Consider the following 12,374-nt stretch of genomic DNA (forward strand, 5'->3'; position numbering starts at 1 on the left):
TGTCCGGTTCCCTATCCTTTATCCCCTCCCGGAAAAAACGGAATACTGCTCATGGACAAGATTCCCCTTGAGATGGAGGGCGAGGAATCGCAGATTCGGTTCCGGGACTGCTTCTCGGTCCGGTATATCCTGTCGGCAGCCGTACTCTGCCGGCTTGCGTACGGGATCGAGAAGGAATATGCAGGGCAGGCCGGTCCCGGTGAATCCGACCCGGGTCCGGAACTCCTGCTCCGGCACGAGGCGTTCGTACTCAATTCTGTCCTATCCAGCGTTGCGTTCCTTGAATCCACCATCAACGAGCTTTATGCCGATGCCTCTGATGACGCCTATTTCTTTGCCGATGCAGAGCATGAGGCCCTTCTTCACACGATATCCGAAGGCTGGCGCAATGAGAAGAACTTCGACCGCGCCCCGATGGTGAACAAGTACCAGAAGATCCTAGAAATCGTCCAAGTGCCCCCGTTCGATGATGGGGACCAGGCCTTCGCCAATGTCCGGCAGCTGATCGAGATCCGCAACCATCTTATGCATTACAAGCGGGAATGGGTGGTTCTCCATGAGATCCGGTCCCCCGGTGTCAGCGAGGGAACTACCAGCGATCGGTTCGGAAAGATCCTCAGAAAAAAGTTTGCAATCAACCCCTTCTCGGCTGGAAACCTGCCGTTCTTTCCGGATCAGTGTTTAGGTCACGGGTGTGCGGAATGGGCGATCGTCAACAGCGTCATCTTCACCGACGCGTTTTTCCGCCGGCTTGGCCTGCCTGCACCTTACGATGGGATACGGGACGAACTCGTAACACGCTGATATCACGTTTTCCATCCGGGTTTCCGGATGGGCTTGCGTACGGGATTCCCGGATCGTATCCGGTCTGGCCCTAAAAAAATGGAAAAATTATTTCTTCTGTTCTTTGCCCGATCTCTTTTTGGGCTGTTCCTTTGCCATGGACATGAGATCGATGATGTAGCTGCCTTCCTTACCTACACTTACGATCCGCTCGTCGCCCTTTGCCATCTTCTCGAGGTTCAGCTCGTATGATCCGGGCGAGACTATCCTTATCGTCTCCACCCGGTCATACATCTCCACTTCTTTCTTGGTCCTGGGCTCAACTATTTCGAGGACTTCCTCGTGCGACTCCTCAGCGATCTCCTCGATGGTCTTCTCTTCGAGCACATCCTTGTTGGTCTCCCCTTCCTTGACGTAGAGGAACTTCTTGCCGCCGCAACTGGCACACCCTTTCAGGATCTCGGTGGATCCGTCCTTGTATTCCCGCCCGCATTTCGTACACTTGTGCGGCATAGTGTTCACCCGAAGTATTCGAGCATCATCTCGTAGAGATCTTCAACATTCCTGCCCTCAAGTCCCGATATGGCAACAACCGGGTGCTGGGGAAAAGCACTGCGGATCCGTGCCGGCGCAGCGTCCGGGAGATCGATCTTGTTGGCCACGATGATAACCGGCAGGTTCCGACTCTCGATGATCCCGATCATCATGATGTTGACCTGCATGAAGGGATCGAGCGAGGAGTCCAGCATGTAGACAACACCATCGATATCCTCCCGAAGCCAGTGCATTGCTTCCGCAACACCCTCGGTTGCTTCCCGCGCACGGATGATCGCCTCATCCTTCTCCATCCCGAATTCGAGGAACTCGTGGTAATCGATCTTGGTGGTGACACCCGGCGTATCCACGATATCCATCGTGATCGTATTGCCGTTTGCCCCGGAGATGATCACATCCTCCTTCTTCCGTGCCCTGCGGGTCTCGTGGGGGATCTCGCTCACCGGGCCGACCGCATCCCCGGTCCAGTCCCGGGCAATGCGGTTTGCTAGTGTGGTCTTTCCAGCATTGGGCGGACCGTAAATACCGATCCGGGTCCGCTTCTTCTTGAAAAAGCGGTTGAGGAAGTTTGAGAATTTTTTCTTTGCTGTACCAAACGTCTGGTAAAATATTTTCACGGTACACCCCGCTGGTTACGTCTTGTATTCAGGTACAAAGAATTCACCATAATTTGTTAGTAATGTATAGAATACGCTGTTTATTATGTTTCTCGTAGGAAAACCTGTCGCGTCTCGCCGGTGAGTGCTTCCCTGCTCATCCGGATATTACTCTCATGCATGATAGTTGCCTGCGCCAAATTGTATTTATAGGGGGATGAGTTAGTATGCTAATTGTAATCATCAGAATCAAGCACACCCTGGAGGTGACTCATGAAACAGACATCCAACGCAATCCGCTTCGAGACCCGCGTTCCCTTGAAAGAGGTGATGCGGCACAACCCGACAACGATCAGTTCAGGTGCCACGGTTGCAAAAGCTGCCGCATCGATGTGCCATGACGATGTAGGAAGCTGCATCGTTCTCCAGCACAACCTGCCGGTAGGTATCGTGACTGAACAGGACATCAACTGCAAGGTTGTTGCAAAGGATCTCAAGCCAAGCACAGTGCATGTGAACGAAATCATGAGCACGCCACTCATTACGGTGAGTGCGGAGAAGACAGTAGGCGATGCTGCCCACATGATGGTGACTCATAAGGTCAGGAGGCTCCCCGTTGTCGACGATCACAAGAAGGTTATCGGCATCGTGACCGTGCGGGATCTCCTGACCGTCTCCAATGAGCTCAACGAACTCTTAACCGATCTCATCGAGATCAACCGGGAAGAGATCGTTGAACAGGGCATATGCAGCCGCTGCAGCCAGATGTCTGATGATCTTAAGCGGGTGGACAGTGTCCTGCTCTGCCCCCGCTGCCGCGAGGAGGACAATATCACATGAGGACGGCACAGGATTTCATCATCGAGATCCCTGTGCTGAAATCAAGCGACCAGATAACCAAGGCACGGCAGATCTTGAGAGATGACCGGTTCCGTGAAATCTATGTTGTGGATGCAAAGAAAAATCTGCTCGGATACATCGATATCACGGACGGCCTGAGGGAAACCTCGACGAAATCGAATGTGACTGTCCAGGGATTCATCCGGGATGCCCCGATGGCAGACCCGGCGGATTCCATTGAGCAGGTGGCAAAGATGATGCGGGAGTTCCGTACGGATAGCGCTGCAGTGGTCAGCCCCAGGCCGAAACTGGCCGGAGGGCTGCTCATCGCGGATCTCTTCCCGGTCATCATCTCGCGGAACGAGCTGCACGGCTCGGTTGCCGACAGGATGTCGGGCCGGGTGGTAACGGCAGATCCCCAGGATGAACTCCAGCGGATCTACTCGATGATCATGGAGAGCGGGTATTCCGCGTTCCCGGTCATGAAGAAGAAACGGCTCGTTGGCATTGTTTCGCGGCGTGACCTGATCAGTTCACGGCATGTCCGGTCGGAGATTGCCCGCAATGCCCGGATACCTATCGAGGATGTGATGTCAAAAGAGGTGTTCACGATAACGCCCGACGACCCCGTCAGTACCGCGGCAGAGCTGCTCGTGAAGCACGATGTCAGCCTCCTGCCGGTGATGGACGGGGATCATCTTGTCGGGGTCATCAACCGGCACGATATTCTTGCCGCGCTCGCATAAGCCGGGTAGAGGGATCGACGGGGACCTCCCCACAAGCCGGGAAAACCTGTTGGAAAACAGAACAGCTGGTCAGTAAACCAAAGGAGGGTGATGCATGCACCAGAATGGCCGGGGCATCAAGCAGGGCGACAGGCTCCTCAAGATGCAGGGAAAACTCGACCGGGGCCCGGTGGAGTTCAAATCCCATATCGTGGAACAGGAAGGTGAGATCATGGCGATCGCCACCCGCGACGTCATCTCTGTACCGCCGACGCAGAGTATCCTTGCGGCAGTGGAGCAGATGACGAAGTGCGGGTTCCGCAGGCTTCCCGTGACCGATGCCGGCACGGGACGGGTAATCGGGATCGTCACATCGGGCGATATCATCAATCTCATGGGTGGAGGGGACAAGTTCCGGCTCGTTCAGGTCCGGCATGGGGGCAACCTCATTGCTGCGCTCAACGAGCCCGTCCGCACGATCATGACCCAGCAGATAGCAACCCTGCAAAGAGATGCCCGGATCCGTGATGCGGTTGACGTCATTGTCAAAAAGAAGATTGGCGGCCTGCCCATCGTTGACGCCGATGACGTCCTTATGGGGATCGTAACGGAACGCGATGTCATGAGGGTGCTTGCAGCGGAACACAGCACGCTCCGGGCCGAGGACGTGATGAGCTCCCCGCTGCGGGTGACCGGCCCTGACTGCCCGATTGCATCCGTTACCCGGGACATGACGAAATACAAGCTGCGGAGGCTTCCGGTGGTCAGCGATGATGTCCTCTATGGCATCATCGCGGCAACGGACATCATGCGGTATCTCGGGAGCCGGGAAGTGTTCGCCCGGCTCACCACGGGAAACGTGGCGGAAGTCACCGAACTGCCGGTCCGGACCCTGATCGCAGGAGAGCTCTATACGACAACCCCTGAAAAGAGCATCAACGAGGTTGCCCGCGAGATGCTGGAGAAGAACATCGGGGCGCTCCCGGTGATCGAGGACTCCCGCCCGATCGGGCTCGTCACCGAGTTCGACCTCGTCAGGGCATTTGCAAAGGGGTGAAGACCATGTATGCCCGTGATGTAATGACCTCCCCGGTTCACACCGTCTTTCCGGACGCGACCATAGCCCACGCGAGAAACCTGATGGTAAGGCACCGGATCTCGCGCCTGCCGGTCATGGATGGGGAGACCCTTGCAGGGATCCTCACGAAGAAGGATATCGCGTACCGGCTGCGGCAGGGCGAACCTGCCTGGCGGCGCCGGCCGCTTGACCGGATACCGGTGGGTCTGCTTGCAACGCAAAACCCTGTTACGGTTGCCCCCGACGTGCCGGTCCGGACGATTGCCCGGCTCTTTGTTGAAAGAGCGATCAGCAGCGTCCCGGTTGTTGAGGAGGGGCGCGTTGCCGGGATCGTGACCAAGACCGATCTGATGAAATCCGTCCTTGTCCGGGAACTCAGGAGTACCGCCCGGGACGTGATGGAGGATGTACCGGTAGTCACCCGGTACCATTCGCTGAACCATGTGGTAAGCGTGATGAAGGAGCGCAATGACAAGGTGCTCGTGTGCGATGAGGACGGAGAACCTGTCGGCATCATCACCGAGACAAACCTTGCGTTCTATGAAGACGAACCCAGGATTTCCGGTGTGGTGGGAAGAGATGTAACCATAGCGAGACATGATACGGCACAGGGGAGACGCGACCGGGGCCAGCTCTCGGTCGCAGCGGTCACTGCCGGGGACGTGATGACGAGTCCCGTCATCACCGTGCCTGCAGGAACGGGTCTCCAGGAAGTGATCGCAATGATGGGAAGACACCATGTCAACAGCCTTGTTGTCATGGATAACGGCACAATTTCCGGGATTGTAAAACGCGATGATATCATAAAGGAAGTGGCGAAATGACAAAAGAAGTTGTTATAAAAGATATAATGGCAAAGCCAACGACGATCGCAAAATCAGCAAAGATCACTGAAGCCCTCGATAAGATGCTTGCTGAAGGTATCGACCCCCTCATTGCGATGAATAACAATACGGTTGTAGGTACGGTCTCCCGCCAGGCAATAGCCGAGAAACTGGGGAGTAAGCAGAACTCAGGCATAGCCCCGGCTGCCATCCACGTGGCAAGTGTGGTTGACGCGGAGTTCACGAGTGTATACCCGGATGAGAGCGTCAACGTCCTCATCCCCCTGCTCCAGCACTACAAGATGGTGGTTGTTTACGATGCGGATCACAAACTCATCGGGCAGGTGGCAGCAGGCGACCTGTTGAAGAAGTACCCTCTTGAGGACGGGATTGCCGGAGCCATTGAAAAAGTGATAACGATCGATGCGAGCGAACGGATCGTGCACCTGAGGCGCCGGATGCTGGATGACAAGATCGCCCGCTTCGTGGTATCTGACCAGGACAAGTACCTGGGTATCGTGACAGAGACCGATGTGGCAATCGCGCTCCGGAAGTTCCGGGAAGCGGTAACGGATAACCACCAGGACCACCAGATCCGGAACCTGATCGTCCGGGATATCATGAGCTCACCCCTCATCTCCGTAGAGCGGACCGCCCAGGCTGCGGATGTTGTGGCACTGATGCTCAAGAAGAACATCAGCTCCCTGCCGGTGATGGACAACGGCAAGCTCTTCGGGGTTGTCACGCGCAGGTCGCTCGTGAACGCTCTCTGAACGAACCAGGATCCACCTCTCCTTTTTTGGCCTCGAATCCCGGTTCTTCCGGTGGAAGCGCGATTACTCCCTCAGCGCTGCTTCACCGCCACGTGTATGTAGCAGTCCTGCCTATATCCTGTCTGGTTATCATGAATACAGGGAATGTCCGGTTCCGGCAGATGAGCCGGGATGAAGTAGGGATTGCTGTGGACTGGGCTGCGCGGGAAGGCTGGAATCCCGGCCTTTCGGATGCTGCCTGTTTCTATCCTGTCGACCCAAAGGGTTTCTTTTGTGCCGAGGTTGACGGGAAGGTCGTGGGAACGGCGGCGGTGGTCAACTACGATGACCGTTTCTCCTTTGGGGGCTTCTATATGGTCGATCCTGCGTACCGGGATCACGGGATCGGTATGCAGCTGGCCGGGCACGCAATGGCCCATGCCGGGACCCGCGTCATCGGTTTTGACGGGGTAGTTGCTATGGTGGAGAAGTACGAGAAGAAGGGCGGTCTCTTCCTGCACTACAATAATGCCCGGTATGAGGGTCTCGGTGGGGGAACTATGCCTAGCGGCCTTGTCCCGGTCCGGGATGTTTCGTTCAGCGATCTGGCAGACTATGATGCCGCCCACTTCCCCTCCCGACGGGAGGAGTTCCTCCGCTGCTGGATTCATCAGGAAGGACACATCGGGCTTGCAAAGCTGGATAATGGGGGGAAGATCCTTGGGTATGGTGTCCGGAGGGTCTGCCGGACCGGCCATAAAATAGGCCCGCTCTTTGCGCGGGACCGGGCCACCGCGGAGCTCCTTCTGGATGGCCTTGTAGCTGACATCCCCGGTGAACCGTTCTTCCTCGATATCCCTGTCCCGAACACGGGTGCGGTCGGGCTCGTGCAGGACCGGAAGATGGTCCCGGTCTTTTACACGGCCAGGCTCTACACCCGGCCGGAACCGGTCCCGCTCCCGCTGGACGAGATCTTCGGTGTTACTACCTTCGAGCTTGGGTAGGCATTCCTCCTTTTTCTCATCCTTATTTCAGGGTAAGTGTTCCACCATTCGCGAGCGTATAGGTCTTACTGCCGGAAGCGCTGTTTTCTGCAAGGCTCCGGTGGATAACCCAGAGTCCTGACTTGGCACAGCCGGCGAATCCCTCTTTAGCACCAACACCGTCACTCCATCAAACCCGCAAAAGCCGAACTCCCCGGCCAAGATCTCGTAACACAACCGGTATACAGAAGCGCGAGTGTGGGGGGGGTGGGGGGTTACCCCCCCACCCGATATTTTTCCGGAGGAGGCCTACCCCCCGCCATGTGGAATGTGAGCGGGGGGTCCACCCCCTCCCTTTGATCGGATATTTCCCGCAGCCCACTCATTTTTGGAAATGCTAACTGAAGCCGTTATCCGTCGTTCATTCCAGGCGAAGTTATGGTATTTTTAGTGCAGAACCGAGTGTGCTACTCACAAATGAGGAGGGGGGGTAGGGGATGATCCCCCCACCCGATATTTTTCCGGAGGGGGTCTATCCCCCCTGCCACTCAGCGTGTGAGTGGGGGAGTACCCCCCCAGTGATCGGATTTTTCCGGCCGCCCTCTCATCTTCGGAAATCCCAAATGTGTAATCCAACCGTAGTTGATTCCATGGGAAATCCTGATTTTTGCAGTGCCGAACCGGGTGTATTACCCGAGAATGAGGTGGGCCCTCCCCTCTTTTTGAAATGGAGGGAATTTGCCAGGAATCACATAGTCTGTAATTAGAACATGTGATTTACGAGTTCTCTTTCTTAGAGTACAATATATCGGGTTGAGCATCGTCCCGGATGTCCCGCGAGGGGACCGGCCTGGCAAATGAAAATACTTCTTAGTATCTTAGAGAAACTCCTTTCACTCATCCCGTCATATGTAATAGTGTGAATCAGGATCCATCAGATTCCTGTCAGAAATTCACGAGCAGGGACCGGGTGCCCACAACGCTTATTACCCGACCATGCCCATATAGTAAAGCACCATTCATGGAGCAGCGACTATTCAGCTGCGAGTGTCTGTAGTAAGATGCGAGATTCCTCTGTTGAGGTAGCCAAGCCTGGTATGGCGCAGGTTTGCTAAACCTGTGTCCCCCTGGGACTCGAGGGTTCAAATCCCTCCCTCAGCGCTTCAAGAGAAAATCTCACACAACGAGGGGATTGGATGGCTCAGGAAGAAGATATCAAGTATTTCGTTAGGGTTGGCACCACCGATCTCGATGGTACCAAGTCCGTGAGAGTGGCCCTGACCGGCATTACCGGTGTCGGTAGGCATACCTCCACGATCATTTCCCGTATGGCGAACGTAGACGAGTATGTCTTGCTCGGTCGCCTTGACGAAGAGTCGGTTAACCGGCTCCGTGTCGCTGTTGAACAATATATCACCAAGATCCCATCGTGGATGGCAAACCGTCCCAAGGACGTCTACACCGGCGAAACCAGACACCTGTTTGGCGGCGATGTGGCCCTCACCAAGGATGAAGATGTCAACCTCATGAGAAAGATCCGCTGCTACAAGGGCATCCGGCATGAGACCGGCCAGAAAGTCCGCGGACAGCGCACCAAGTCTACCGGCAGAACCGGCACGACCGTCGGTGTCAAGAGGAAGTCAGCCGGAGGGAGCTAACCATGGGATACCCAGGCAAAAACCACAAGTCTTACCAGACGCCCAAGCGCCCGTTCGAGAAGACCCGTATCGAGTCCGAGACCCGTCTCGTCATCGAATACGGTCTCCGGAACAAGCGCGAAGTCTGGAAAGCCCAGGCATACCTGCGTAAATACCGCAAGGGTGCCCGCAACCTGCTCGTCCTCGCATCGAGCGCCGCTGACAAGGACCTGTATGAGTCCAAGAAAGATGAGCTCATCAGCCACCTCCAGCGTGCAGGCCTTCTCGGGGCAGACGCAGACATCGAAGATGTCCTGTCGCTCAAGGTCCAGGCCCAGCTCGAACGCCGGCTCCAGACCCTTGTCTACCGCAAGGGACTTGCCCGTTCGCCGAAACAGGCCCGGCAGCTCATCACCCACGGCCACATCGCGATTGCCGGCAGGCGCACCAATATCCCCGGGTACCGCGTAACCCGCAAGGAAGAGACCGAGATCACGTACTTCGGTACATCTCCGTTTGTCTCTGACTCGCATGCCGAGAAAGAGCGGATTGCAAAACCCGCAAGCACGCCAAAGACCTCCGCATTTGCCCGCCCCCAGGGGTATGGCAGAGCCGGGGGGAGGTAACGTACCATGGCAGCAAGTGATAAGGAAAAATGGGGTATTGCTCACATCTTTGCCTCCTTCAACAACACCATCATCACCGTCACGGACCTCTCCGGTGCAGAGACCGTGACCAAGTCGAGCGGTGGCATGGTTGTCAAGCAGGACAGGAACGAGAGCTCCCCCTACGCAGCCATGCAGATGGCAAGCAACGTAGCCCAGAATGCCCGTGAGAAGGGTATTGTCGGCGTTCACGTCAAGGTACGTGCACCCGGCCAGGGCAAGCAGCGCAGCCCCGGGCCCGGTGCCCAGGCAGCCATCCGTGCGCTCGCCCGTGCCGGCATGCGCATCGGACGAATCGAAGATGTCACGCCAATTCCGCACGACTCCTGCCGGGCAAAAGGCGGCAGACGTGGAAGGAGAGTGTGATGGAGATCACATTCGCCAGTCTGGACGACTCCCTCGCACGATTCACCCTCTCGGGAGCGAGCCCTGCATTTGCCAACGCCGTCAGGCGGGCAATGATCGGTGAAGTCCCAACTCTCGCCATCGAAGATGTGCGCATCTATGACAATACAAGCGCACTCTTCGACGAGATGCTGGCTCACCGGCTCGGACTCATTCCCTTAACGACCGACCTCTCAACCTACTCAACCCAGGCGGCATGTTCATGCGGCGGGGCGGGATGCCCGGCCTGCACGGCTACCTACACCCTCAGTGTAGAAGGCCCAAAGACAGTCATGTCAAGCGACCTGATCCCGCAGGATCCCAAGGCCGCACCGGTGTTCGACAACATCCCTATCGTGAAACTCACGAAAGGGCAGAAACTCGTCATCGAGGCCCGTGCAACCCTCAATACAGGGAGGGTTCACTCCAAGTGGCAGCCCACGCTCGTATGCGGATACAAGAACCATCCGGTTGTATCCATCAGCGACGCCTGCGACGCCTGCGGAATGTGTGTTGATGAATGCCCCCGCGACGTTCTCGAAGTGAAGGGCAAGAAAGTCGGAGTAATCTCTGGAAAACTCCCCGACTGCTCCATGTGCAAGCTCTGTGAACGGGCCTGCCTTGCAAGCGGTATCGGGGACGAACCGGCAATCAGGATCACCGCTGAAAAAGACCGCTTTATCTTCGTGGTCGAGAGCGACGGGTCCCTGCCGGCCAAAGAGATCATGAACCGTGCGCTTCTGTATATTAAGGAGCAGGCAGACGAGCTGGCAAAACAGCTAGGCGAATTATCAGGGGATGAAAAGAAATGACGAGAATTGTAGAGAAGACGAACCCCCGTCTTACCAACCTCATTTTGCTCTTGAAGAACAAGTCACGGGAGAATGAGGCCAAGATCTGGCGCGAGATTGCAAGCAGGCTTGAGACCCCGAACCGGAACTATGCCGAGGTCAACCTGTCCAAGATCAACCGGTACGCCCAGAATGGCGAGACTATCATTGTCCCGGGCAAGGTATTGGGCAGCGGCATGCTGGAACAGTCCGTAAAAGTTGCGGCACTGAACTTCTCAGCCTCGGCAACGAGCAAGATCAAGGACGCAAAAGGGCAGTGCATGACGATCGAGCAGCTCATAGCGGACAACCCGAAAGGCAGCGGTGTCCGGATCCTGAGGTGAACAAGACATGGTTACAGTAATCAACGGTGACGGACTGCTTCTCGGGCGCCTTGCAAGCCTTGTCGCACAGCGCGGCCTTGCCGGCGAAGAGATTGCCATTGTCAATGCAGAAAAGGCAATCATCTCCGGCAGCCGTGCCCGCGTGCTCGGCAACTACAAGCACAAGAGGGAGCGCGGCGCATCCGGCGACCGCTGGGGGCCATTCGTACCCCGCCGGCCGGACCACCTCATGAAGCGGACCATCCGCGGCATGCTCCCCTACAAACGCCCCCGCGGCGTGCAGGCTATGAAGAATATCAAGTGCTACGTCGGCGTGCCGACAGAGTTCGTGGGAAAAGAGATGGAAGTGCTCGAAGAGGCACACATGAACCGTCTGAACAACCCGAACCATGTCACGCTTGCAGCAGTGTGCACGTTCCTCGGAGCAAAGTTCTAAGGAGGCCGGAAACATGGTAAAGATCATCAACACAAGCGGAAAACGCAAGACGGCAATCGCGCGTGCAACCCTCAAGGCAGGCAAAGGCGTTATCCGGGTCAACTCGGTACCCCTCGAAGTGTATGGTTCCGACACCACCCGGATGAAGATCTCCGAGCCGATTCTCCTTGTTCCGACCGCAGTCGACGGTATCGATGTCATCATCGATGTCGCCGGTGGCGGTGTCATGGGGCAGGCAGAGGCAGTCCGGACCGCGCTCGCCCGCGGCATCATCAAGTGGCACAACGACCCTGCGATGAAGGACATCTACCTGGCCTATGACCGGACGCTGCTCGTCAACGACTCGCGTCAGAAAGAAGCCAAGAAGCCGCACGGCTCCGGTGCACGTGCAAAGTTCCAAAAGTCTTATCGTTAAACCAGAAGATATGATGAGAGGTTAATAATCTTGATACCCGTTCGATGTTTCACCTGTGGAAAACCGATCTCCACAGCATGGGAAGAGTTCAGGCAGAGGCGGGAGAAAGGCGAGGATCCCAGAAAGATCCTCGACGATCTTAATATTTCCCGGTACTGCTGCAGGCGTATGCTCCTGACACACAAAGAGATCATAGATGAGCTCAACCCGTACCAGTAACCAAGACTGACAGTATGAGCGAGGGGTCGTAGGGTAGCCTGGACCATCCTATTGCGTTCGGGACGCAGTGACCTGAGTTCGAATCTCAGCGACCCCATTTAAACAGATTACAGACACATTTTGAGGACGAACATGCAGACGCAGACATATACCCGGTATGAACGGGCCAGGATCATTGGAGCAAGGGCTCTGCAGATATCAATGGGTGCTCCGTTACTTATCACCACGACACGGATCGATCCGCTGGAGATTGCGATCGAGGAATTCAACAACAACACCATCCCCATTACCGTAAAGAGGAAGTGAAG

At 56.2% G+C, this 12,374-nt stretch carries 18 protein-coding genes and 2 tRNA genes; 18 read left to right on the plus strand and 2 right to left on the minus strand.

Going from position 1 to position 12,374, the window contains the following annotated elements; all coding sequences use genetic code 11:
- Window positions 1-51 precede the first annotated feature (51 nt).
- Window positions 52-804 (plus strand): hypothetical protein, encoded by a 753-nt coding sequence (locus WC598_RS06895; RefSeq protein ID WP_372960743.1) that lies wholly within the window; start codon window positions 52-54, stop codon window positions 802-804.
- Window positions 805-891: 87 nt separating this feature from the next.
- Here WC598_RS06895 and WC598_RS06900 read toward each other — a convergent pair whose 3' ends face one another.
- Window positions 892-1,296, minus strand: a complete 405-nt coding sequence (locus WC598_RS06900) for a Zn-ribbon domain-containing protein (protein ID WP_372960744.1) — start codon at window positions 1,294-1,296, stop codon at window positions 892-894.
- Window positions 1,297-1,301: 5 nt separating this feature from the next.
- On the minus strand, window positions 1,302-1,955 hold the full coding sequence (locus WC598_RS06905) for an Era-like GTP-binding protein (RefSeq protein ID WP_372960745.1): 654 nt from the start codon (window positions 1,953-1,955) through the stop codon (window positions 1,302-1,304).
- Window positions 1,956-2,207: 252 nt separating this feature from the next.
- Here WC598_RS06905 and WC598_RS06910 point away from each other — a divergent pair, with 252 nt between their 5' ends.
- From WC598_RS06910 to WC598_RS06990, 17 genes are all read left to right on the plus strand, one after another.
- Window positions 2,208-2,774, plus strand: coding sequence for a cyclic nucleotide-binding/CBS domain-containing protein (locus WC598_RS06910; protein ID WP_372960746.1), 567 nt, complete (start codon window positions 2,208-2,210; stop codon window positions 2,772-2,774).
- Window positions 2,771-3,520, plus strand: coding sequence for a CBS domain-containing protein (locus WC598_RS06915; protein ID WP_372960747.1), 750 nt, complete (start codon window positions 2,771-2,773; stop codon window positions 3,518-3,520). The genes WC598_RS06910 and WC598_RS06915 overlap by 4 nt, the downstream gene beginning before the upstream one ends.
- 94 nt (window positions 3,521-3,614) lie before the next feature.
- Window positions 3,615-4,556: a CBS domain-containing protein gene (locus WC598_RS06920; protein ID WP_372960748.1), complete on the plus strand. Its 942-nt coding sequence runs from the start codon at window positions 3,615-3,617 to the stop codon at window positions 4,554-4,556.
- 5 nt (window positions 4,557-4,561) lie between these two features.
- Window positions 4,562-5,401 (plus strand): CBS domain-containing protein, encoded by an 840-nt coding sequence (locus tag WC598_RS06925; protein WP_372960749.1) that lies wholly within the window; start codon window positions 4,562-4,564, stop codon window positions 5,399-5,401.
- The gene (locus tag WC598_RS06930) at window positions 5,398-6,174 is read left to right on the plus strand and encodes a CBS domain-containing protein (protein WP_372960750.1); all 777 of its coding nucleotides are present in this window, start codon (window positions 5,398-5,400) and stop codon (window positions 6,172-6,174) included. The genes WC598_RS06925 and WC598_RS06930 overlap by 4 nt, the downstream gene beginning before the upstream one ends.
- Before the next feature lie 131 nt (window positions 6,175-6,305).
- A complete protein-coding gene (locus WC598_RS06935; RefSeq protein WP_372960751.1) occupies window positions 6,306-7,157 on the plus strand; it encodes a GNAT family N-acetyltransferase in 852 nt (283 codons plus the stop codon).
- Window positions 7,158-8,212: 1,055 nt separating this feature from the next.
- Window positions 8,213-8,297, plus strand: a tRNA-Ser gene (locus tag WC598_RS06940).
- Between the two features lie 35 nt (window positions 8,298-8,332).
- A complete protein-coding gene (locus WC598_RS06945) occupies window positions 8,333-8,794 on the plus strand; it encodes a 30S ribosomal protein S13 (protein ID WP_372960752.1) in 462 nt (153 codons plus the stop codon).
- 2 nt (window positions 8,795-8,796) lie between these two features.
- Window positions 8,797-9,399: a 30S ribosomal protein S4 gene (locus WC598_RS06950; RefSeq protein ID WP_372960753.1), complete on the plus strand. Its 603-nt coding sequence runs from the start codon at window positions 8,797-8,799 to the stop codon at window positions 9,397-9,399.
- Between the two features lie 6 nt (window positions 9,400-9,405).
- Window positions 9,406-9,804, plus strand: coding sequence for a 30S ribosomal protein S11 (locus WC598_RS06955; protein ID WP_372960754.1), 399 nt, complete (start codon window positions 9,406-9,408; stop codon window positions 9,802-9,804).
- Window positions 9,804-10,634, plus strand: a complete 831-nt coding sequence (locus WC598_RS06960) for a DNA-directed RNA polymerase subunit D (RefSeq protein WP_372960755.1) — start codon at window positions 9,804-9,806, stop codon at window positions 10,632-10,634. The genes WC598_RS06955 and WC598_RS06960 overlap by 1 nt, the downstream gene beginning before the upstream one ends.
- Entirely contained in the window at window positions 10,631-10,996 is a 366-nt protein-coding gene (locus tag WC598_RS06965) for a 50S ribosomal protein L18e (RefSeq protein WP_372960756.1), read from the plus strand. Before WC598_RS06960 ends, WC598_RS06965 begins: the two co-directional genes overlap by 4 nt.
- A 7-nt stretch (window positions 10,997-11,003) precedes the next feature.
- A complete protein-coding gene (locus WC598_RS06970; RefSeq protein WP_372960757.1) occupies window positions 11,004-11,432 on the plus strand; it encodes a 50S ribosomal protein L13 in 429 nt (142 codons plus the stop codon).
- A 13-nt stretch (window positions 11,433-11,445) separates the two neighbouring features.
- Window positions 11,446-11,847, plus strand: a complete 402-nt coding sequence (locus WC598_RS06975) for a 30S ribosomal protein S9 (protein ID WP_372960758.1) — start codon at window positions 11,446-11,448, stop codon at window positions 11,845-11,847.
- A gap of 30 nt (window positions 11,848-11,877) precedes the next feature.
- Window positions 11,878-12,066, plus strand: coding sequence for a DNA-directed RNA polymerase subunit N (locus WC598_RS06980; RefSeq protein ID WP_372960759.1), 189 nt, complete (start codon window positions 11,878-11,880; stop codon window positions 12,064-12,066).
- A gap of 22 nt (window positions 12,067-12,088) precedes the next feature.
- Window positions 12,089-12,163 (plus strand) — tRNA-Pro (locus tag WC598_RS06985).
- Window positions 12,164-12,198: 35 nt separating this feature from the next.
- Window positions 12,199-12,372 carry a DNA-directed RNA polymerase subunit K gene (locus tag WC598_RS06990; RefSeq protein ID WP_319377366.1) on the plus strand — a complete coding sequence of 58 codons (174 nt, stop codon included), beginning with the start codon at window positions 12,199-12,201 and terminating at the stop codon, window positions 12,370-12,372.
- Window positions 12,373-12,374 lie beyond the last annotated feature (2 nt).

The sequence above is a fragment of the Methanoregula sp. genome (assembly GCF_041645475.1).
Lineage (GTDB): Archaea > Halobacteriota > Methanomicrobia > Methanomicrobiales > Methanospirillaceae > Methanoregula.